This is a genomic window from Devosia indica, from assembly GCF_003056405.1.
GTDB lineage: Bacteria > Pseudomonadota > Alphaproteobacteria > Rhizobiales > Devosiaceae > Devosia > Devosia indica.
The window spans coordinates 1-21,115 of the sequence record NZ_PYVZ01000004.1 but is presented as its reverse complement, the minus strand read 5'-3'; the positions used below and the strand labels follow the sequence as shown (position 1 = coordinate 21,115).

General features: G+C 62.1%; 18 protein-coding genes. 5 read left to right on the top strand and 13 right to left on the bottom strand.

The window, feature by feature from the left end:
- The 5 genes from DDE76_RS04940 to DDE76_RS04920 all read right to left on the bottom strand — a co-directional run bounded on the left by DDE76_RS04940 (position 1) and on the right by DDE76_RS04920 (position 5,190).
- Positions 1–918, bottom strand: coding sequence for a dihydrodipicolinate synthase family protein (locus DDE76_RS04940; protein WP_104894136.1), 918 nt, complete (start codon positions 916–918; stop codon positions 1–3).
- Positions 919–938: 20 nt separating this feature from the next.
- Positions 939–1,826 (bottom strand): ABC transporter permease, encoded by an 888-nt coding sequence (locus DDE76_RS04935; protein ID WP_104894135.1) that lies wholly within the window; start codon positions 1,824–1,826, stop codon positions 939–941.
- Between the two features lies 1 nt (position 1,827).
- On the bottom strand, positions 1,828–2,787 hold the full coding sequence (locus tag DDE76_RS04930) for an ABC transporter permease (RefSeq protein ID WP_104894134.1): 960 nt from the start codon (positions 2,785–2,787) through the stop codon (positions 1,828–1,830).
- 79 nt (positions 2,788–2,866) lie between these two features.
- The gene (locus tag DDE76_RS04925) at positions 2,867–4,453 is read right to left on the bottom strand and encodes an ABC transporter substrate-binding protein (protein ID WP_104894133.1); all 1,587 of its coding nucleotides are present in this window, start codon (positions 4,451–4,453) and stop codon (positions 2,867–2,869) included.
- Positions 4,454–4,467: 14 nt separating this feature from the next.
- On the bottom strand, positions 4,468–5,190 hold the full coding sequence (locus tag DDE76_RS04920) for a FadR/GntR family transcriptional regulator (protein ID WP_104894132.1): 723 nt from the start codon (positions 5,188–5,190) through the stop codon (positions 4,468–4,470).
- Positions 5,191–5,374: 184 nt separating this feature from the next.
- On the opposite strand from DDE76_RS04920, the gene DDE76_RS04915 reads away from it, so the two are divergent.
- From DDE76_RS04915 to DDE76_RS04900, 4 genes are read left to right on the top strand one after another with little or no spacing between them, the layout of a single operon-like run.
- The gene (locus DDE76_RS04915; RefSeq protein ID WP_104894131.1) at positions 5,375–6,532 is read left to right on the top strand and encodes an N-acetylneuraminate epimerase; all 1,158 of its coding nucleotides are present in this window, start codon (positions 5,375–5,377) and stop codon (positions 6,530–6,532) included.
- 49 nt (positions 6,533–6,581) lie between these two features.
- Complete coding sequence (locus DDE76_RS04910) at positions 6,582–7,526, top strand: Gfo/Idh/MocA family protein (protein WP_104894130.1); 945 nt, start codon at positions 6,582–6,584, stop codon at positions 7,524–7,526.
- Positions 7,527–7,579: 53 nt separating this feature from the next.
- Complete coding sequence (locus DDE76_RS04905) at positions 7,580–8,521, top strand: Gfo/Idh/MocA family protein (RefSeq protein ID WP_245891804.1); 942 nt, start codon at positions 7,580–7,582, stop codon at positions 8,519–8,521.
- Positions 8,518–10,053 (top strand): putative N-acetylmannosamine-6-phosphate 2-epimerase, encoded by a 1,536-nt coding sequence (locus DDE76_RS04900; protein ID WP_104894128.1) that lies wholly within the window; start codon positions 8,518–8,520, stop codon positions 10,051–10,053. The genes DDE76_RS04905 and DDE76_RS04900 overlap by 4 nt, the downstream gene beginning before the upstream one ends.
- Before the next feature lie 279 nt (positions 10,054–10,332).
- Here DDE76_RS04900 and DDE76_RS04895 read toward each other — a convergent pair whose 3' ends face one another.
- From DDE76_RS04895 to DDE76_RS04865, 7 genes are all read right to left on the bottom strand, one after another.
- Entirely contained in the window at positions 10,333–10,965 is a 633-nt protein-coding gene (locus tag DDE76_RS04895; RefSeq protein WP_104895011.1) for a tyrosine-type recombinase/integrase, read from the bottom strand.
- Between the two features lie 237 nt (positions 10,966–11,202).
- The gene (locus DDE76_RS04890) at positions 11,203–12,288 is read right to left on the bottom strand and encodes an ABC transporter ATP-binding protein (protein WP_104894127.1); all 1,086 of its coding nucleotides are present in this window, start codon (positions 12,286–12,288) and stop codon (positions 11,203–11,205) included.
- A 13-nt stretch (positions 12,289–12,301) separates the two neighbouring features.
- On the bottom strand, positions 12,302–13,369 hold the full coding sequence (locus tag DDE76_RS04885; RefSeq protein WP_104894126.1) for an ABC transporter ATP-binding protein: 1,068 nt from the start codon (positions 13,367–13,369) through the stop codon (positions 12,302–12,304).
- An 8-nt stretch (positions 13,370–13,377) separates the two neighbouring features.
- Entirely contained in the window at positions 13,378–14,220 is an 843-nt protein-coding gene (locus DDE76_RS04880) for a carbohydrate ABC transporter permease (RefSeq protein ID WP_104894125.1), read from the bottom strand.
- Position 14,221: 1 nt separating this feature from the next.
- Entirely contained in the window at positions 14,222–15,097 is an 876-nt protein-coding gene (locus DDE76_RS04875) for a carbohydrate ABC transporter permease (RefSeq protein ID WP_104894124.1), read from the bottom strand.
- Between the two features lie 75 nt (positions 15,098–15,172).
- Entirely contained in the window at positions 15,173–16,705 is a 1,533-nt protein-coding gene (locus DDE76_RS04870) for an extracellular solute-binding protein (protein ID WP_104894123.1), read from the bottom strand.
- A gap of 56 nt (positions 16,706–16,761) precedes the next feature.
- On the bottom strand, positions 16,762–17,805 hold the full coding sequence (locus tag DDE76_RS04865; RefSeq protein WP_104895010.1) for an NAD(P)-dependent alcohol dehydrogenase: 1,044 nt from the start codon (positions 17,803–17,805) through the stop codon (positions 16,762–16,764).
- Between the two features lie 180 nt (positions 17,806–17,985).
- On the opposite strand from DDE76_RS04865, the gene DDE76_RS04860 reads away from it, so the two are divergent.
- Positions 17,986–19,950: a sigma-54-dependent Fis family transcriptional regulator gene (locus tag DDE76_RS04860; protein ID WP_104894122.1), complete on the top strand. Its 1,965-nt coding sequence runs from the start codon at positions 17,986–17,988 to the stop codon at positions 19,948–19,950.
- Between the two features lie 572 nt (positions 19,951–20,522).
- Here DDE76_RS04860 and DDE76_RS04855 read toward each other — a convergent pair.
- Positions 20,523–21,115, bottom strand: a 593-nt coding sequence (locus tag DDE76_RS04855; protein WP_198650843.1) for an IS110 family RNA-guided transposase, incomplete at its 5' end; no start/stop codon positions are given.

Below are 21,115 nucleotides of genomic sequence, written 5' to 3'. Positions count from 1 at the left end.
TCAGGCCCCGAGGCCGGCGGCGCGGACCATTTCGCCGATGCGCGCAACTTCCGCGCCCTCGATGCGACGCTGCGGCCGGGCCATGAGGTTGGTTTCGATGATCCCCAGCTGCTGCATAGCCGTCTTGAAGGACCCTACACCCGCAGCGCCAGGGCTGGTGCGCGGCAGCGACACCCAGACCATCTCGAACAGGCGACAGAGGCGCTCCTGCTCCTTGCGGGCGGCCTCCCAATTGCCGGCCTTGGCATGGTTCCAGAGGCGCACATAACCATGTGGATCGACATTGGCGAGACCCGGCACCACGCCATGCGCCCCCATCTGCAGGGCGTTGTCGACGACGATCTCGGAGCCGGTCATCAGGAAGAAATCGGGCTTGTCGGCAAGATCGAGCAGGCAGAAGCGGAAATTGCCATCATCGCCGCTCGAATCCTTGAGACCGGCGATGACGCCCTCGCGGGCCAGGGTGACCGTGGTCTTGCGCTCAAGCTTGATGTTGACGCAGACCGGGATGTCATAGGCAATGACTGGAATATCGAGCGCGTCACGTACGTAACGGAAATGGTCACCCACCTCGGGCTGGCTGGTGCGGGCGTAGAACGGCGCGGTGACGACCACGGCATCGACGCCGGCCGACTGGGCCGCACGGGCATTGTCAATCGTCCGCTCGGTGGCCGGGTCGATGGTGCCAGCAAGGACCGGAACCCGCCCGCCAGCGACTTTCATTGTGTGCTCGATGATGCGGGCACGGGTGGCGTCGTCATGGAAGACCACTTCGCCACTTGAGCCGAGGACGAACAGGCCATGCACCCCGCCATCAAGAAGGTTCTCGATCACACGGGTCAGCGAGGGATAATCGACCTCGAAGCTCTCGGTCAGCGGGGTAACTACGGGGGGAACGACACCGGATAGGACGGTCATTTCATACCTTGGAGGTTTGATCAGTTGAGGTCGGATCTTGGGTCAAAGGCATCGCGCAGCCCGTCACCCAGGAAATTGATGGCCAATACGGTCAGCACCAGCGCCCCACCGGGGAACATCCACTGCCAGACATATTGCTCGAGCACGACGGTCGAACGGGCGGCATTGAGCATGTTGCCCCAGCTCGCTTCGGGCGGGGCTATGCCAAGCCCGAGGAAGGACAGACCTGCTTCGAGCAGGATGGCGTTGGCGATCTGCAGCGTCGCGTAGACGACGAGAATATCGATGCTGTTGGGCAGGCCGTGCCGGAACAGCAGGTGTGGCAGGGATGCGCCCATGCCGCGGGCCGCCACCACGAAATCACGCTCGCGCAATTCAAGGAGCCGCGCCCGAACCATGCGGGACAGCACCGGCCAGGAGAGGAGCGAGATGACCACGATGGTGGGAGCGACGCCGGTGCCCGCTATCGAGGCCAGCACGAGCAGAAAAATCACCGGCGGCAGTGTCATGGCGAGGTCGACGAGGCGCATCACGCCATTGTCGACTACCTTGCCACCGAAGCTCGCAATAGCACCCACGAGGAACCCGATGACTATCGATATGGCCACTGACACCACGGCGACGGTGAGCGAAATGCGTCCACCCTGCATGAGGCGAGCCAGGATATCGCGGCCCACCCCGTCGGTGCCCAGCCAATGAACCGGCCCGGGTGCCTGGTTGAGTGCCCGCAGATCGATGTCATTGGGCGAATAGGGCCACCACAAGGGATAGCTGATCACCAGGACCAGGATCGGCACCAGAATGGCAAGCCCGGCCAGGGCGGCGCCATTGCTGCTGAAGCGGCCCCAGGCGCGGACCCAGGGGCCCTTGCTGGCGGAACGGACGGTTGCGGGTGTTTCGGCAGTCATTTCAGGCCACCTGAATGCGCGGGTCGACCGCAGCGTAAGTGATGTCGGTGAGGAGATTGACCACGATCACCGTGGCACCGATGACCAGCGTCGCGCCCATGATCACGGGGTAATCGCGGGTCTCCACGGCATTGACCAGCAGCAGGCCCATGCCTGGCCAGTTGAAGACGCTCTCAATGAAGATGGCGCCACCCACGGCAATGCCGATGGTCGAGCCGATCAGCGTGATGACAGGCAGCAGCGCATTGCGCACCGCATGTTTGACAATGACGAAGAACTCTCGGACGCCCTTGGCGCGAGCGGTGCGGACATAGTCCTGGTTGAGCACTTCGAGCAGCGAGGCGCGCATATAGCGCATGATCAGGGCGGCATGGCCGATGGAGAGCAGGCAGGCCGGCAGCACCAGATGCGCCAGCAGATCGCCGAGCGAAAAGCCGGCGCCGGGGGTCAGCATGCCGCCCGAGGGCGCCCAGCGCAGCTGCACGGAGAAGAAATAGAGACCGAGCAGTGCGGTGAGGAAAGCCGGGCTCGAAATGCCGACAAAGGCTAGGACCGAAAAACCGATATCGGTGGGTGAATTGCGGCGCACGGCACTGATGATGCCGGCAGTGATGCCCACGACAATGGCAATGGCGAGGCCCGCAGCCATCAGCAGCAGGGTGGGCCCGATGCGCTCCAAGACGAGGGGAAGAACAGGCACGCCCACCCGCTGGATGGAAAAACCGAGGTCGCCTGTCACGGCCGCGCGCAGCCAGCCGAAATACTGGACCGGCAGGGGTGCATCGAGGCCGAGCCGATCGCGCAGGGCCTGCATCGCATCGGGCGACAGGGGCGAAGCCGGATTGACATAGGCGTCGATGGGATCACCGGGCGCCAGGCGCAGGAGGATGAAGACCAGCACACTGAGCGCCAGCACCATCAGAGCACCAATAGCAAGCCGTCTGGCTATGAAAGAGATCATGGGGGCACCGCATTGTCGTCGGAACCGATGGCGCGGCGAACCGCGCCATCGGGAAAGCAGGTTGGGAGATTGCCCTGCTCTATTCGGACTTGGACCACTTTTCCGGGTGGGAAGCGAAGGGGCCACCGGCCGGGGCCGGGGTCCAGACGAAATCCACCAGGTCATTGGAGGCGACGCCGTAGCGGTTGGCGACCCACATGGTTGCCCAAGGCAACTCGGCATTCATCACGCGACACACATCCTGCCAGCGGGCTTCGGCCGCGACCGGATCGGTCTCGCCCAGAGCTGCGTCGAAGGCAGCGCTCAGCATGCGGTTCTGCACCCGCATGATGTTGGCGCCATTGGGCGGCAACTGGGACTCGTTGAGACCCACATTGATGCCGGCAGGGTTCGGGCCGTTCTGAAGGCCCGCATAGACCAGTGGGAACTCATTCCAGTCCGGCGTGCCTTCCTTGTAGACGATGCCATTGTACGTCGGCGTATCCACCACGCGCGGAACGACATTGATGCCCACCTGTGACAACATGGCCTGGACGGCGGCCATGACGTTAGCGGCCAGAGGCGTGTTGTAATAGGTCAGCCAGGTGATCGGCTTGTCGCCATTGATCTCGGACCAACCAGCCTCGGCCAGCAAGGCACGCGCCTTGTCGGGGTCGTATTCGTACTGATCGATGTCGGCGGGCACGAGCTGGTCGGCGACATAGCCGCAATTGGCAGCCTCGGCGGCCCCACCATAAAGGCTCTCGATGATTGCCTGGCGGTCGATGGCGTGCATGAAGGCCTTGCGCACCCTCACATCATCCCAGAGACCAACCATGTGGTTGAAGCCGACATAGTTGACAACAAACGAGGCGCCTTCAATGACCCGGTAATCCGCATTGTCGGCCAACGTCGCGGCATCATCGGGCTCCACATAGGTGAAGTCGATCTCGCCGGCGCGCAGGGCTGCAACGGCGGCGGCCGAGTTGTCGAAATAGCGGTTGATGAGGCGGTCGGTCAGCGGCCGGCCATTGCGATAATCCTCGTCGGCGGCCAATTCGACATACTGGTCCGTGACGTACTGGGTGAACTTGTAGGGGCCGGTGCCGATTGGCGTGGTCGCCCACCAGGTGCTGGTGGCCAATTCTTCGGGCGCGATGTCCTTGAGCGCGTGCTGGGGCAGGATCATCACCTGCGCCAGAGTGGAGAGCAGACCAGTATCGGGGTTGCTCAGTTTGACCACGACGGTGCGGTCATCGGGAGTGTCCACCGAGGTGATTGCACCAAGCCGGGCCGCAAACACACTGCCGGCGGCGGCATTCTTGGCCAGTTCGAGCGTAAACTTGACGTCGGCGGAGGTGAAGGCCTCTCCGTCATGCCAGGTCTCCTCGACGAGGGTGAAGGTGATTTCGCGCTGGTCTTCACTCATCGACCATTCGCTGGCGAGGGCACCCTCGAGCTGGGTCAGCTCGGCATTATAGATGACCAGGGGTTCGTAATAGACACTGAGCCAGGTGAGGCCACTGGTGGCCGCCAGCGGGTTGAAATTGCCCTGGAAGCCGCCCGGGCCGACGTCGAAGCCGCCGGTGATCGTGCTGGGATCCTGGGCCAGGGCCGGCAGGGTCAGCGCGGTAGCGCCGAGCAGGGCCGCCAAGGCGAGCGAGCGTGTGGTGGTCTTCAGTGTCATTGGGTTCCTCCCCGTTAGGTCGTGAATGTCTGCTTGTTCCTGTCGATGACCTGCTTGATGCCCTCGTAATGTTCATCGAGGCGCGTGCGGGCCTTCTCGACATCGCGGGCGACAATCGCCTCGACGATTTCGTGGTGATCGCGCCAGGTGGACAGCGGATCGGCATTGGTCAGGTTGGCGAAGTCGGACGCCTTGTAGAAAGCGCGCCAGAACACCTCGATCAGCCCGTTGAGCATGCGGTTGTTCTGGCAGCGGAAAAGCAGTTCGTGGAATTGCTGGTCCTCTTCGACAAAGCTCTCATTGCGCTCGGCACGTTGGCGCATGCGCTCGGTGACGGCGCGGAGTTCGGCAATGTCGGCCTCGGAAATCTGCGCGATGGTCTTGCCGATAAGCCCGGTTTCGAGCACCCGCCTGATCTCGCGCAGTTCCTCGATATCGCGCAGGCTGTCTCCCAGACCATAGGCGAGATTGTCGAGCAGCGGCTGGAACGAGAATTCCTTGACGAAGACTCCGACGCCGCGGCGCGTTTCGAGGATTCCCAGGGACTCAAGCGCCTTGATGGCCTCGCGCACCGAATTGCGGCCGACGCCCAGTTGCTGGGCCAGAAAAGTCTCGGGGGGCAGCGGATCGCCGGCCTTGAGGCCATTGCTCTCGATATAGTCGCGCAGGCTCTCCTGCACCGTGACGTGTAGCAAAGGCGGCCTGTTCAGCGGCTTTATCGATCGGGTTGCGTTCATTGCTGGATCTCCTGGCTGACGGGTGAATGCTGGAGCATTAGCACCGATCGGCCTCCCTTGCGACACATCCTATAACCCACTTGTAGGATATCCTGCAAGCTTAAATGTGTGATATTGACTTGTAGGATATCCCATCGTTATCTGCGGCACCCGTGACGGGGAGTCACGGAGGGAGGAAATGCAAATGACAACGACACGCTTGCTCGCCAGCGCTCTGGCGCTGAGCCTGTTGCTAGGAGGCACGCACGCCATGGCCCAGGATTGGCCCGACCTGCCCACGGGCATCAAGAACGGGATTTCAGCCCGCATCGGCAACACGCTCCTGGTCGGTCTCGGGACGGCCGCACAGTCGCTCTACGCACTCGATCTCGATGACCTTGCCGCCGGCTGGCGGGAGCGGGCGAACTTCGTCGGCGCCCCAACCAACGGCGCGGCTTCGGTCGCCAGCGGCGGCAAGCTCTATGTCTTTGGCGGCAATGGCAAGGCGACGCCCGATGCGGTCTCCCCTGTCATTCACGACACTGCCTATGTCTATGACCTGGCGGCCGACAGCTGGAGCCAGCTCGACACGGCAACGCCTGCAGGTCTCTCCGGCGCCCGGGCCATGGTCAGCTCTGATGGCCGGCTGCTGTTTGCCGGCGGCTATAACAAGCCCCTCTTCGACCAATACCTGCTCGACGTGTCGACCACCGACGCCAAGGCCGAGCCAGACAAATATGCCGCCCTGGTGCAGGGCTACATGAACCAGCCGCCCGAATTCTATCAATGGAACGACCGGCTGCTCTCCTATGATCCGGCCAACAATAGCTGGGGGGACCTTGGCGAGAACCCGTTCCTGCCCAATTGCGACGCGGCCTATGTCGATCTGGGCAACGACCGCTTCCTGCTGCTCAATGGCGAAATCAAGCCCGGCCTGCGCACCGATGTGGTCAAGACCATCTCGCTCGACGGCGGTACCGCGCACTGGTCAGAAGGCCCCAGGCTTCCCGCGCCGGCCAATGCCGGTATGCAGGAAGGCGTTGCCGGCGCCTATGCCGGACGGATCGGCGACACCGTTCTCTTGGCCGGGGGCGCAAACTTTCCCGGCGCTCGTGAAAAGAGCGAAGCGGGAACCTGGTTTGCCCACGAGGGTCTGACCAAGACCTGGCGTGGCGAAGTCTATGCGCTGTTGGCGGGTCAATGGGCCGAAATCGGCACCCTGCCCGAAGGCATGGGCTACGGCGCGAGCTTCTCCCTGGAGGATGGCATCCTGCTCGTCGGGGGTGAGGATGGCACCGGTGCCGCCCGGCCCGATGTTCGCCTGATGCAGTGGGACGGCGCGACGCTGTCCTTCGCTGACTGAAACCCGGGGGCGGCGAGAACCGCCGCCCCGCACTTGACGAGGTTGCACCATGAATATCGCCCTCCTCGGCGTTAGCCACTGGCACTCTGGCATGCATGCGGACGCCGTCCGGCATGCCGGCGCCACGATCGGCGCGGTGTGGGACTGGGACCCCGACTGCGCAGCGCGGTTTGCGGCGGCGCAGGACACAATTGCTGTACGCTCTCTCGAGGCGGCCCTCGTGCCGAGGCCGGACCTGGTCGTCGTCATGGGGCATCCCGCGCATGTACCGAGCCTTGCAGAAACGGTGATATCGGCGGGTTTGCCGATGCTTCTGGAAAAGCCGGCCGCCAGCGATACGGCCACGCTCGAGCATATTGCCGAACAGGCGAGGCAGGCCCACCTCTTCGTGGCCGTGCCCCTCGCCAACCGGCTGAGCCCGGCGCTGGTCGACCTGACGGGACCGGTGGCGCATGCGCATTTCCGCATCGTCAACGGGCCGCCGCAGCGCTATCGCGATGACGGCGTCGGATGGGTCCTCGATCCGGCCATTGGTGGCGGGGGGGCCCTGCGCAATCTGGGCATTCACGGGATCGACTGCGCCCTGAGCCATGGGCAGGGGCCGCTCCGGATCATATCCGCCAGTGTCGCGCGCCGCATGCATGCGAGCGAACTGGTCGAGGACCATGCCCTGGTCGTCCTTGCCGACGCGGCGGACGCGCTCTTCACCATCGAGGCGGGCTATACCGCCCCCAATCTGAGCGCCGGTGGCGACTTCGAGTGGCGCACGGCGACGTCGGGACGTTACTGCATCGACCAGGGCGCGCAGGTGACCACCCTGCAAGCCGACGGAGAGGGACAGCTGCCGCCGCTTCTGCCGGCTCACCGCTATCGGGCCTTCTTGGCTGACACTTTGGCGCGACTCGAGAGCGGAAGGCCGCCCATGGTCACGCTCGACGACTATGTCGCGGCCATGAGGCTGATCGACGCCATCTATGAAAGGGTCGCGTCGTGATCGGCGTCGGCATTATCGGAGCGGGGCATTTCGGGGCTGTTCACGCACGTGCGATGGCAGGACTGGACAATGCGCGCCTCGTGGCGGCATGCCGCAATGACGCGGTCGGTATCGGGCGGTTCACCGCCGAGCACGGTGGCCGAGCCTATACCGACTGGCGCGCCCTGCTCGATGATCCTTCGGTCGATGCCGTGGTCATCGCCACGCCGCACGACCTGCACCGGGACATCGCCATTGCCTGTCTCGCGGCCGGCAAGCATGTGCTGCTTGAAAAACCCATGGCGATCACCATTGAGGATTGCGACGCCATCGCCGAGGCGGCCGCCATCGCGCCAGGAGCGCTGATGATCGGGCATGTGCCACGCTATTTTGCCCCCATGCAGTCCGCTGGCGAAGTCATTGCCTCCGGGCGCATCGGTCGCCCGATCGCCGGCACCAGCGCCTTCATCAAGCTCTGGATGGAGGGCAATCGTCAACCCTGGCACCTGTCCTCGAGTTCCGGGGGCGGCATGCTGATGACCGCCGGCATCCACGCGCTGGATCGTCTGCTCCATCTGATGGGCGGCCCGGTCGGAAGTGTCGGCGCGCTCATGGGCACTGCCTTCCATAGCCAGGACGCCGACGACATCGCCTTTCTCAATCTGCGCTTCGCCGACGGACGGCTGGGTCAGGTGACCAGCCTTGGCTATGCCGATGGCGCCGTGACCGCCGCCCTGCAGATTGTCGGCGAGCATGGCACCCTGGTACTAGACCTCAACGGACGCCTGCAGATTGGACAGAACGGGGTCTGGCAGGACCTGCCCTGCCCTCTTGATGAGGACCCGATGGTGGCGGCAGTCCGCCGCCAATGGCAGGCCTTCCTTGGTGCGATCACCGAGGGCAGGCCACCACCGATCGACGCCCGCTATGGCAGGCATCTGGTTGCCATCATTGCAGCGGCGCGCCAATCGAGCCGCGACCGCAAGGAAATTCTCGTGGAGACGGCATCCCAATGACCATTTCACTTCTCGATACCCTGCGCGGCGGGCTCATCGTCTCCTGCCAGCCGGTGGACAATGGTCCGCTCGACTCCATTCCGGCCATTGTGGGTTTCGCACTGGCCGCCCGGGATGGAGGCGCCAGGGCCCTGCGCATTGAAGGGGCCGACAATGTCGCGGCAGTGGCGAAAGCCTGCGACCTGCCGATCATCGGCATCGTCAAGCGCGACCTGTCCATCAGCCCGGTGCGCATCACGCCCTATATTGAGGACGTGGCCGCACTGGCCGAAGCCGGCGCGCATGTTATCGCAGTCGATGCGACCTTGCGGGAGCGCCCTGTTGCCGTTGCAGAATTGCAGGCCGCAATTCGTGACTATGGACGCTTGGCCATGGCCGATCTCTCCACCATCGAGGAAGCCCGCGCCGCCTTCGCCATGGGCTTCGATATCCTGGGCACGACCATGTCCGGCTATACGGGTGGAAGCACTCCAGACGGTCCCGATCTGGCATTCGTCACGGCCAGCAAAGCGCTGGGCGGATTTGTTGTCGCGGAGGGGCGATATAACTCACCCTCCTTGGCCGCCGACGCCATCGCGGCCGGTGCCGACGCCGTCTGCGCCGGTTCGGCCATTACCCGCACCGAACACGTTACGGGCTGGTTCGTCCAAGCGGTCGCTGATGCCAACCGTCGTCGTGGCGAGACTGTACTCGTCTTCGATATCGGCGGCACCAAAACGCTCGCAGCCCTTGTTCGCGGCGCGACCGTCCTGGATCGCCGTCTTGTACCTACGCCGCATGGCGTTGGAAGTGCTAGCTGGTTTGACGCTATCGCAGACATGGCCGGAGACTGGCGCGGCCAGTACCACGTCGCTGGCGTTGCCGCCACCGGACTTGTTCGGGATGGTCTCTGGAATGCCCTCAACCCCGGCACCCTGGCCATCCCACCAGACACGCCACTGGCTGGCGAACTGGCTCGAAGACTGAATTGTCCGATCGTGGCGCGCAATGACGCCCAGGCGGCTGCCTGGGGCGAGTACCTGTTCGGCGCAGGGCAACAGAGGGACATGGCCTTTGTCACCGTCTCATCGGGGATCGGGGGAGGCCTTGTATTGGGCGGCAGACTGGTCGAGGGCGCTCGTGGCCTTGCCGGAAGCCTGGGCCAGGTTCAGGGGAGCGAGGGCGATCTCCGACTTGAAGATCTTGCCTCGGGTTTTGCCATGGCAGCCACAGCAGGCGAGGCGGGCCTGCCTGCGGACACGCGCCTACTCTTCGACGCCGCGAAGGCGGGCAATACCATGGCGGGCAAAATTCTTGACCGATCGGCGGCGCGGATAGCCACTGGCCTGGTCGACCTGCAGAGGCTGGTCGATCCCCAGGTTGTGGTGGTCGGCGGCGGCGTTGGCCTGGCACCCGCATTTCAGGCTGCCCTGAACCGATCGCTAGAGTTGTTTGACACCGGGCTGCGCCCGCATGTGGTCTTCGCTGCCCTTGGTGCCGATGCTGGTCTCATTGGCATTGGGCACCTCGCTCAGCAATCCGAACTAATATGATATCTGACTACAAGGCCGCCACGAAAACGCCTTCGTTCAGATCGGGCAGAATGCCTCTGTTTGGAAGTCCCCGCGTCCCTACCGGTCCGACCGTTGTCCGGAAGTCAAATTGACATCGCGAATGACCGCGTTGGGGCGCATCGGCGATGGTCCGAATGTGCTCATTGGAAGAAACGCGATCATGGACTTTCTGACCGTCCGGTTGCCGAGTTCGAACTGAGGATCGTGGACCGGCGGTGTTCTCCTGCGCGGCCTCACCTGAGGTGGGGCCGCTGATCGTCAGACTTCGGTGTGTTCTGCCAGTTCCAGTGCGTCTTCAACATCGACGCCCAGATATCGGACCGTATTCTCGATCTTGGTATGGCCAAGAAGGATCTGCACGGCCCGGAGATTGCCGGTCGCCTTGTAGATGAGCGAAGCTTTGGTACGTCGAAGCGAATGCGTGCCATACTCCTCCTTGCGCAGACCGATGGCAGTCACCCACTCGTCTACCAACCGGGCATATTGCCTGGTGCTCAGATGATCGTTCGGATCCGCTCGGCTGGGAAACGCGAAGTCCTCCACCGAGCCTCCTCGCCTTTCGAGCCACGCCAGCAAACTTGTCCTGGCGTCTGTTGTGATCTCGAACTGCACCGGTCGACCGGTCTTCTGCTGGATAACCATCGCCCGGGCGCGAATGTCATGACCAGTGACCAGCGTACCGATCTTGAGTTTGACCAGATCGCAGCCGCGCAGCTTGCTATCGATAGCCAGGTCGAATAGCGCTCGGTCGCGCATGCGACCCTCCCGATCCAGAAAGAACCTAATTGCCCAGATCTGGCGGACCTTGAGTGCGCGCTTGGCGCCAACTTGCCGACCGGCGTTCCACGCCGGCCGACCTCTGGCGGCGGGGTCGTATTGTGAAATACCCATTTTCATTCTCCTATGGCCAACGTCGCCCGATCTGAGAACGATTAAGGCGAAAAGTTCGTCGGCCGGCGCCGTGCCGCCTCGGGAGGACTACCCAATTGCCACACAGTCTCCTCGGTAGCGCCTCCAGCGGGGCCGTCATCTGCCCTGTCCGCTATTATTCGAAGATTGTAGAAAACAGACTCCCGGCGCCATTGTCCCGCCGATGAGACGATGGCGGGGAACGGACAGAGAGGGCTCTCAGGTCAGTAGCGCCTTTACCTGCTTGCCATCGCAAAACATCCGGATGCGGTCCTGAACAAGCCGAAATGCGAACTCGTCGCCGGGAATGCCCTTGAACGATTTGGTCTTGATCTTTACACATTGACCATCCGCAAGCTGTCCCGTCACGATCTGGTAAGTGCCGAGATCCTGAACTTCGCTCAGCTTGGCCTTCAACGCATTGGGGGGGGCGTCCGGCAATATATCCACAAATTCAGGCCTGATGCCGAGGAGCAGATTTCCGCCCTCGGGCACTTCAACCGTGCCGAAGGCAACGACCTGCCCCGCAATGCTCAACTTCCCGTTGTAGAGGGAGACCGGCAGAAAATTCATGGAGGGCGAGCCGATGAAGTAACCCACATGGGCATGGGTCGGGTTCTCGAAAAGCTCCTGCGGTGTGCCCACCTGCGCAACGCGGCCATTGTCCATCACGATCACGTTCTCAGCCAGCGTCATGGCCTCGTTCTGGTCATGGGTGACATAGACCAATGTATGGCCGTGCCGCGCGCTGATGTCCTTGAGCTTGCGACGCAGATGAAACTTGAGCTGCGGATCGATTACCGTAAGCGGCTCGTCCATCAGGATGACGGCAACGTCATCGCGGACCAGACCTCGGCCCAGCGAAATCAGTTGCTTGGCGTCTGGCGTGAGTTTTCGGGCAGGACGGTGCAGGATCGTATCGAGATTGAGCAATTCGGCAATCTCGTTCACCCGTCGGTCGACCTCCCTGTTAGCCATGTTGCGGCACCGCAGCGGGAAGGCGAGGTTCTCGTAGACGCTTTTGGAGGCATAAACGACAGGGAACTGGAACACCTGGGCAATATTGCGTTGCGCCACCCTGGTGCCGGTGACGTCGCGGCCGTTTATGAGCACCCGGCCTTCGCTGGGCGTCAGCAGGCCCGACACGATGTTGAGCATCGTTGATTTGCCGCAGCCGGACGGCCCCAGAAGCGCATACGTGCCTCCGTCCTCCCAGACCAGATCAAGCGGATACAAGGCGTAGTTGGGCGTGCCGTCGCTACGATTGTAGGCGTGTCCCAGACGCTCAAGGGTAATACGGGCCATAGGATAGGTCCTTTCAGTCGCTGACTGGGGCAGCAACAAGATTGCGGGTATCGGCATCAAAGGCGAAGAGGCGCGCGGGCGGCAACGTTACCGACACACCGTCGCCAATGGCATGCAGGGCGACGCCCTCGCGTTCCAGCACCAGATTGCCGAATGGCATGTCGAGATGCAGGACGGTGGTAGAGCCGTTTATCTCCGCCAGGGCCACGCGGCCGGTTATGATTCCGCCCATCACCGCTTCGCTGGCGCGGATACCGAAAATGTACTTGCCATCGGACAGGTTTGCGAAATGCCCGGGCATTCTGAGCACCGTCTCGTCCCCGATCTTCACCTGTCCGGCTTCGATGCGCCCGCCGAATAGGTTCATCGGCGGATCGTTAAATATGGTGGCGGCCGTGGTGTTGGCCGGACGCCGGTAGACGTCGCGATAGTCGCCGACCTGCACCACCTCGCCCTCATGCAGGACCAAGACCAGACCCTGCATGATCATCGCTTCGAGCGGTTCGGTGGTTGAATACACCACCAGACGGTTTTCGCTGGCGTGGAAAATCCGCCGGAATTCGTCGCGCAATTGCTCGCGCAGCTTGTAGTCGAGATTGACCAGAGGCTCATCAAGCAGCAGGAAATCGGTGTCTTTCACTAAGGAGCGTGCCAGAGCCACGCGTTGCTGTTGACCCCCGGACAGTTCCTCAGGGCGGCGGTCGAGCAAGGGGGCCAGTCCTAGAAGTTCGGTGACATAGCTGAGCTTTTCGGCGACTGCCGCAGGCTTCAATCCGCTGCGCTTGAGCGGGAAGACGATGTTGTCCCGAACCGAGAGATGCGGGTAGTTGACGAACTGCTGGTAGACCATGCCGACCCGCCGCCGCCAGGCTGGGATAGCCAGCAGATCCGCGCCGTCCTTGGTCAGCGACCCCGATTGTGGCGCTATCAGACCGGCCAGAACTTTGAGCAGGGTCGTCTTTCCCGCAAGCGTGCGTCCGATGACCGTGACGACGCCCGCGTTGGGCAAGCTCAGGGTGACACCATCGAGATGAATGTCACTGCCCTGCTTCACCGTGAGATTGTCGAGAAGATAGGTCATGGCGAACTCTATTTGCGGCCGCCAATACTGCCCTTGTCGAGATAGCGCTCGACGAGGAAAGCAATGACGATAAGGGGGGCGACTGAGATGAGCGCCGAAGCGGAGAGACTCCACCAGGGCGTGACGGACGAGTTGAGGGAGACGATCGCCACCGGCAGCAATTGCGTTTGTGTGAAGGTGAGCGTGAAGGCGAAGAAGAAGTCGTTCCAGCCGAAGATGATGCAGAAGATGCCGGCGACGACGAGACCCGGAACGGAGTTCGGCAGGATGACGCGCCAGAAGGTCTCGAAGGGCGTGCAGCCGTCGATCATCGCGGTTTCATCCAGTTCGCGCGGAATGGAATTGAAGAAATCGACCATCACCCAGACGGAAATGGGCAGCAGCAGCGCCACATAGACGATGACTAGGCCCGCAATGGTATCGAGCAGCCCGAGCCAGCCCAGCATCAGGAAGAAGGGGATGGCTAGGACAACGGGCGGCATGATGCGCTGGGAGACGAAGAAGAAGGTCAGGTCGTTGTTGCCGACTGGGCCTGCCTTGTATGAAAAGCGCGACAAACCGTAAGCCGCCAAGGTGCCAAGCACGAGGCTAACGAGGCTGGCGGAGAGCGTTACCACCGTGGAGGAGACGAAGGGGCTGGCGATGTCGATGCTGCCGCCGCCACTGCCAAACAACCCCTGCCATGCAGCGAGCGAGGGCTCGTAGTCGACGAAAGGAATATAGGTCGGGCCGGCGGTCACGCCATTGGCGGTCTTGAACGACGTGGTCAGCGCCCACAGAAATGGGGCGACGACGAAGGCGCTCCAGAGCAGGATGGCAGCGGCCTTGAGAAGTGGATAGAGGCGTTCCATTTCAGGCCTCCGCCTTGATGAGCGTTTTGGTCAACAGCTTGGCGATGATCGTGAGCAGCACGATCATGATGACGAGGTAGGTAATCGACAGAGCCGCCGCGTAGCCGATCTGGAAGTCGCGCAGGCCACGGATGAAGATGTAATAGCTGGAGGTTTCCGTGGACGTTCCCGGCCCGCCCGAGGTGATGACGTAAACCGTCTCCATGATCTTGGACGCCTCGATCAGACGGATGATGATCGCGCCGACCGATATCGGCGCCATGGCAGGGAAGGTCACGTTCCAGAAGGCGCGGATGGGTCCGGCGCCGTCGATTGCCGCCGCCAGCAGCGGCTCGCGCGGCAAGGAGAGCAGGCCCGCCAGCAACAGCAGGAACATGAAGGGCGTCCACTGCCAGACATCGACCAATATGACGACGAATGTCGCCCATTGTGCATTGGTGAGCCAGGGGATGGGGGCAAAGCCGAACAGCGTCACGAGGTCGTTGGCCGGCCCCAGACTTTCGTGGAATACGGTACGCCAGATGACCGCCATGACGACGGGAGTGGTCATCATGGGAATGAGGAACAGCACCCGCACCAGGCGACGAAACCTGATCTGACGCCAGACCAGCAGCGCCAGTCCAAAGCCCAGCACATATTCAATGGCCACGGCCGATACCGCCATCAGGCCCAGCCGGGAGAGCGACTGCCAGAACCGCCCATCGGCGAGCAGGCGGCCATAATTGACGCCACCGATCCAGTCGAGACCGGGGCGGACAGCGTCCCAGCCGGAGAAGCTCACGCGGATGGTGAAGATGAGGGGAAACAGGATGATCGCCAGCAGCACCAGAAGGCCGGGCAAAAGGAAGAAGAGTTTGTAGCGGGTCAGCCCATACATCGGCCTGGTCCTCAGGGGGGCGCGAGCGCCAGTGAGCGAAGTCCCGGGGGGTAAGACCCACCGGGACTGTGATTGCTAGAGGTTGTCTTCGAGCGCCACGACGCCGGCATAGGCATTGCGAACCGTGTCCACCCCGATCCGATCGACGATCGCGGTCCATTCCACGGCTACGCTGTCGAGCGCTTCCTGCGGCGTCTGCTGGCCGGCCAGTGCGGCGGCAACGCCGGTTGCTAGAGACGTCATGAACTGGCTGACGCCGGGCACGCGCAGGTCGAAGACGCGGTTAATGCTGTCATCCATGCCGGACAGTGTTTCGACATAGCTCTTGGTCAGTGCCGCGTCCCAGCCCAGGCGATCCGTCCACAGAGACGGGTCGAAATGGGCATTGCGGTATGGATTGACGCCGAAGCGCCCGACCTGCAGGTCGGCCAGGGTATTGGCTTCATTGGAGAAGAAGCAGAGGAAGTCGAACGCCATGTCCTGGTTCTGCGAGCGGTTGGAAACCGCCGAAGTCCAGCCCCAGGTGACATAGGGAGCACGATTGGGCTCCTCGAAGCTGTCCCAGCTGCCGGTATCGCGGTTCCAGACTTCGCTTGCGCCCGGCAGTGGCGCGGCGGCCACCTGGTTGCGGATCGGGCTGTCTTCCTGCTGCGCCTGCACGAAGGCGTCGTCCCAGGAATAGCTCATCAGCGCCTGACCACCGCCAAAGGCGAAAATTTCATCGCCAAGGCCCCAATTCGCGCCGCCCGGCGCCCAGTCCTTGGAGGCTTCGACAAACAGCTCCAGCCCTTTGACAAAGCCTGGATTGTTGATCTGCGGTTCCATGGTTTCGAGGTCGAAGAAGAAACCGCCCTTCACGTTCGGATTGCGGGCATAGGGCGCCGCGCGGCTGATGAAGGCCGAGAACATCAGGTCGTCGCGCTTGGTGACTTCGGCCGAGCCGTAGTTCGGATTGCCGTCGCCATCCCAGTCCCAGCCCGAGAATACGCGGGCGATCTCGTTATAGTCTTCCCAGGTGGTGGGAACGGCGAGGTCCTTGCCGGTCTCCTGCTTGAAGCGGGCTATGGCCTCGGGATTGGAGAAGATGTCGGCGCGGTATTTCAGATAGTGCCGGTCACCATCCATCGGATACTGGACGATGGTGTCGCCCCAGGTGGCCACGTCGATATAGTTTCGGGTCACGTCCTTGAAACCAGCGGTCTCGCGATAGGCTTCAGGCACCGGCGCCAGATACTGGTTGAGATCGCCGATCCAGAGCGAGGGATAGAACAGCACGTCATAGGCATTCTGCCCGGTCTGGAACGGGATCAGGATGCGCTGGAACAGGTCGCCGAAGGGCACATGCACCACGCTGAGCTTGGCCCCGGTGAGTTCCTCGAACTGGCGGGCGTGGATGTCGGTGGGTTCGCCGATGACCGGTACGGCATGGCTGATGATGTTGAGCTGGCGGCCCGAATAATCCTTGGCGTCGATGCTCTCATATGAGCAAGCGCCGGGCACGTCTTCGTCAATGCCATAGGCGGCCGAATAGTCAGTCTGCGCCAGTGTGGCGGACGAGGCCACCATGGCAATGACACTGGCCAGGCTGGCCATTCTTGCGAGTCTCATTCTTCCTTCTCCCTAGATGCAGCTTTGCTGCGTTGCATTCGGATCGACCGGGCCTGCTACGGAATGAGCACGCCGCGGCCGTGAATTTTGCCGTGATGGAGGTCGAGCAGGGCCTGGTTGGCATCCTGCAGCCGATATTCGGCGGTCGAGAGGTGAACCTTGCCCTGGTCGGCCAGGGCCATCAGCTCGACAAGCTCTGGATAGGTCCCGACCAGATTGCCGATAATGCGCTTTTCCGAGGTGATCATGTCGATGGTCGGAATTTCGAGTTTTCCGCCATAGCCGACGATGTAGTAGGCGCCGTCATTGCGGGTCATGGCAAGACCCTCGGAGATGGCGCTGCCCTCGCCGACAAAGTCGATGACGGCTTCCGCGCCATGGCCGCCGGTTATGGCCAGCACCTGCTCCACCTGGTCGCCGGTGGCCCTCACGGTGAAGTCAGCGCCGCATTTCCCCGCTAGCTCGAGCGCATCGTCTGAGCGGTCGACCGCGATAATGCGGGCCGCACACATGGCCCGCAGCACCTGAACGCCGATATGACCGAGACCGCCGACACCGATCACCACGACATATTGGCCCGGAAGCAGATGCGCGGCGGCCTTCTTGCAGGCGCGATACGCGGTCAGACCAGCATCGGTGTATGGCGCGACATCCTTGGGCGCCAGGGTTTTAGGCAGTTTGATCAGCGAGCGCTGGCCGGTCTTGAGCAGTTCGGCATAGCCGCCATTGACGTTGACGCCCGGAAAGGCGCTTTCCTCGGCATGCATGTCATTGCCACGACGGCAGGCTAGGCAATGTCCGCTGGTCACCAGTGGGTGGCAGATAACCGGATCGCCAACCTTGAAGCCGGTGACGGCGGGCCCGATTTCCTCGATCCAGCCGGCATTTTCGTGGCCCATGATATATGGCAACTGAACGTCGGAATTGTTCCGCCAGAGCCCTTCGATGATGTGCAGATCGGTGCGGCACACGCCGGCACCACCGATGCGAACGATGACGTCGTTTGGCCCTTCGATGCGCGGATCGGGCACGTCCTCATAGACAACGAACTGGCTCTTCTCGAGCTTCTCATCAAATTCATGAAGCACTGCTGCCTTCATGGGGACCTCCCTGGTGTTCACGAGCTGCGTAACTGCCCAAGTCATCGCAAGAGCCGTGCCAAGTTGCTGTCCCGGCAGGATTTGGTTTTTGCTACAAAGGCATAACCATCTGCAGATGCCATCCGCGGCGATGGTGAGATTGCTCAATATTGTTGAGAGCAAGCGGCGACTGTTCAGTAAATGAACATTCGAACACGGTCATTTTCCCATGTTTTACACGGCCTTGCCCGTGGTGTAGCCTTGCATCCGTTCACGCTGGCGAAGACCGGCGGACACATGCCGGAGGAACACATGCTCTCACGCACTGAGCGCCTCAAACGCGCGCGGATTACTTTGCAGCACGGAGGCGAAATCGATCCGCACCTGATTCCGCCGCATATCTCGGATAGCTGGAACCGTTGCCTCGAGCGGGGGCTCGACCCAATGGGCACGGCCCACAATGCCCAGCTGAGCGCTCGGGAACTGCGTCAGCAGCGGGATGAGGATGAACTCGTCCACCGTTTCGCCGCGTCGCAGATGCAGGCGCTCTATCAGCAGATTGCGGGCAGCAATTTCATGATTGCCTTCGGCAATGCCCGCGGAACGGTGCTGGAGACCGTTTCCGATGGCGAATTCCGCAGCAGCAAGCCGGGCAAAGCGATCCTGCCCGGTTCGGTGTGGCTTGAGGAACTGCGCGGCACCAACGCCATGGGGACCGCATCCATGATCAGGCAGCCGCTGATCGTCCATGGCGAGGAGCATTTCTTCCATACCCATTCTGACGTCAGTTGCTTTGCTGCCCCGGTATTCCATTCGGACGGTGAACTGGCAGGCGTGCTCGACGCCTCGTCCGATTGCCGCGCACGCAACACGCACACGCTGGTCCTCATGCAGATGGCCGCGACCCATATCGAGAACAGTCTATTCTTGCGCCAGCAGTCCGATCATCTTGTCCTGTTGTTCCATTCCCGGTTCGAGCTGCTCAATTCGGTCAGCGGGGGCCTGATCTCCTTCGACTCCGAAGGGCGACTGCGGGCCATCAATCAACGCGGACGCAGCATGTTGTCGGGGCTGACCGTGCGGCCAGGAACGGCGTTCGAAGCGGTTTTCGACACCAGTTTCGCCAATGCGCTGGGGCATCTGGGCGATGGTATCGTGCCGACGCTGCGGGATTTGTTGGGCAGCCAATATGTAGTTCAGTTTTCAGGCCGCCCGGTCTCGGAGGGGCGCGTACGCGCAGCCAGCAGCACAATAGTCGCGTCTCCGGTCGTGTCAGTTGCCGGCTTCGTGGCCGAAGACCCCGCCCTTCAGACGGAGTTGGTGAAGGTGCAGCGGGCCGTGCGACGCAAGCCGCCCTTCCTGATCCTAGGCGAAAGTGGAACGGGAAAGGAAATCATAGCGCGTCACATTCATGCCGCCAGCGGGCGGAGCGGCGCTTTCGTGCCGGTAAACTGCGGTGCATTGCCCGAACAACTATTCGAGGCAGAGCTCTTCGGCTATGCCGCCGGCGCTTTTACCGGAGCCCGCAAGGACGGATCCATGGGGCTGGCCAGAGCAGCAGATGGCGGTACTCTTTTCCTGGACGAAATTGGCGACCTGCCTCTTCCGAGTCAGGTTGCACTACTGCGCTTTCTTGATCAGTTCGAAGTCAGGGCAGTCGGAAGCGCCACGACGCACAAAGTCGACGTTCAGGTCGTTGGCGCAACGAATGTCGATCTTCTCTCGGCCATCGCGGAGAAGCGCTTCCGCTCGGACCTTTTCTACCGTCTCGGCGTCGTGCAGCTCAATCTGCCGCCACTGCGGGAGAGGCGCGACTTTGCGGCTCTCACCCGCTTTATACTTCGCGAGCTAGACGCGGCACTGGAAATCACCGATGGCGCCGTCGAGTCCCTCGCGCAACATGAATGGCCTGGCAACCTGCGCGAGCTCCGGTCTGCCCTGTTTCAACTGAGCCTGCTGGTGACGGAAGAACCGATCGGCATCGTTCATATGGATCAGCTTTTCGGCAGCCAAAACGCGTCGGCCCTTATCGAGTCCGCCGGCCTTAAGGGCCTCATCATCCGGCAGATCAATGAGTTGCTGCGGACCAACGGCAACAATGTCAGCGAGACAGCCAAGGCGCTCGGCATCTCGCGAAACACGGTCTACAAATACATGCGACACTGAGATTTCGGCTAGGCGGGGGCGATGGTGGCTTACGCTCGGGAATGGGTGCCTCAGTTCACCTCCAAATGGACCGAGAATTGCCCTGACATCACAAGGGGCGGTCTTGCGGAATGTTCGTAGCGTCTGAAACTTACTCGACACGTGCCGACTTTTCGTGCGTCGGCACGGCGAAAGTCAGAAGAAGCGCAGCTGATGTGACTCCAGCCGCTCCGTTTACGACGTTCTCGTCGCGAAGCGAATGGCAGCTTTCGGGTGCACCAATTTGTAGCGTGAACGACCTCTGTGGATGGCCCCCGCATTGCAAGAGAGAATTTGATGGTTTTGGCGCTTTGGTCGGGTGCAGTCTTCTGTCCGGCCTGTTGATGCAGCCATGAGAGGCTGCTGGCCCTGATGGGGTCGGCGAACAAGGTCCCAATCTGAAATTCAGGCTATAATGCCTCGGTCATTCGACGGGTTGTCCCTGTTTCCGGCCTGACCGGTTTCGCCATCACATCGCTTCGCTCTCACAACGTGCGGAGCCGATTGGTCGGCTCGAACTGTATCTCGCTTCTAGGCCCAGCCTCGTCCTGGTTTCACCCAGCAAGGCTGGGCGCATGGCGAGCTTGGTAGACCTCGCCGCGAGCCATGACCGCCCAGACCACGCGGGCCATTTTATTGGCCATGGCCACACTCGCAACACGCGCGGGCTTTCTGGCAAGGAGCGCGAGAAGGTAGGGATCGGCTGCTTCGGGCTTGTGCTTGGCACGGCGGACCAGAGATGTCGCGCCGATCACCAGGAGTTTCCTTAGATAACGATCCCCCATCTTGGTAATGCGACCGAGGCGATCTTTGCCACCACTCGAGTTCTGCGAGGGTGTCAGTCCCAGCCAGGCGGCAAACTCTCGACCGGACCGGAACTGTCTCGGGTCGGCAACCGATGCGGCCAGTGCTGTGGCGCCAACTGGGCCGATGCCAGGAATGGTCGATAGTCGTCGTGCCACCTCATCCGTTCGCAGCAGAGCAATGATTGCGCGATCAATCGACTGCAAACGGACATGATGTTGATTGTCGCCAGGAACTGACCCGGGATTGTCATTGAGAACTGACCCGGTTGGACGATAGTTTCCCGCGCTGCGGGGACGGTCAAGTGGCGGGTTTTTCCTTTCGTGTTTTGGGCGCCGCGGCG

Excerpts from the sequence above, each read along its gene's own strand:
- DDE76_RS04920 (WP_104894132.1), bottom strand. The coding sequence starts at position 5,190 with ATGAACGCAACCCGATCGATAAAGCCGCTGAACAGGCCGCCTTTGCTA.
- DDE76_RS04925 (WP_104894133.1), bottom strand. The coding sequence starts at position 4,453 with ATGACACTGAAGACCACCACACGCTCGCTCGCCTTGGCGGCCCTGCTC.
- DDE76_RS04935 (WP_104894135.1), bottom strand. The coding sequence starts at position 1,826 with ATGACTGCCGAAACACCCGCAACCGTCCGTTCCGCCAGCAAGGGCCCC.
- DDE76_RS04915 (WP_104894131.1), top strand. The coding sequence starts at position 5,375 with ATGACAACGACACGCTTGCTCGCCAGCGCTCTGGCGCTGAGCCTGTTG.
- DDE76_RS04910 (WP_104894130.1), top strand. The coding sequence starts at position 6,582 with ATGAATATCGCCCTCCTCGGCGTTAGCCACTGGCACTCTGGCATGCAT.
- DDE76_RS04860 (WP_104894122.1), top strand. The coding sequence starts at position 17,986 with ATGAACATTCGAACACGGTCATTTTCCCATGTTTTACACGGCCTTGCC.
- DDE76_RS04940 (WP_104894136.1), bottom strand. The coding sequence starts at position 918 with ATGACCGTCCTATCCGGTGTCGTTCCCCCCGTAGTTACCCCGCTGACC.
- DDE76_RS04900 (WP_104894128.1), top strand. The coding sequence starts at position 8,518 with ATGACCATTTCACTTCTCGATACCCTGCGCGGCGGGCTCATCGTCTCC.
- DDE76_RS04890 (WP_104894127.1), bottom strand. The coding sequence starts at position 12,288 with ATGGCCCGTATTACCCTTGAGCGTCTGGGACACGCCTACAATCGTAGC.
- DDE76_RS04905 (WP_245891804.1), top strand. The coding sequence starts at position 7,580 with ATGGCAGGACTGGACAATGCGCGCCTCGTGGCGGCATGCCGCAATGAC.
- DDE76_RS04885 (WP_104894126.1), bottom strand. The coding sequence starts at position 13,369 with ATGACCTATCTTCTCGACAATCTCACGGTGAAGCAGGGCAGTGACATT.
- DDE76_RS04865 (WP_104895010.1), bottom strand. The coding sequence starts at position 17,805 with ATGAAGGCAGCAGTGCTTCATGAATTTGATGAGAAGCTCGAGAAGAGC.
- DDE76_RS04930 (WP_104894134.1), bottom strand. The coding sequence starts at position 2,787 with ATGATCTCTTTCATAGCCAGACGGCTTGCTATTGGTGCTCTGATGGTG.
- DDE76_RS04880 (WP_104894125.1), bottom strand. The coding sequence starts at position 14,220 with ATGGAACGCCTCTATCCACTTCTCAAGGCCGCTGCCATCCTGCTCTGG.
- DDE76_RS04870 (WP_104894123.1), bottom strand. The coding sequence starts at position 16,705 with ATGAGACTCGCAAGAATGGCCAGCCTGGCCAGTGTCATTGCCATGGTG.
- DDE76_RS04895 (WP_104895011.1), bottom strand. The coding sequence starts at position 10,965 with ATGGGTATTTCACAATACGACCCCGCCGCCAGAGGTCGGCCGGCGTGG.
- DDE76_RS04875 (WP_104894124.1), bottom strand. The coding sequence starts at position 15,097 with ATGTATGGGCTGACCCGCTACAAACTCTTCTTCCTTTTGCCCGGCCTT.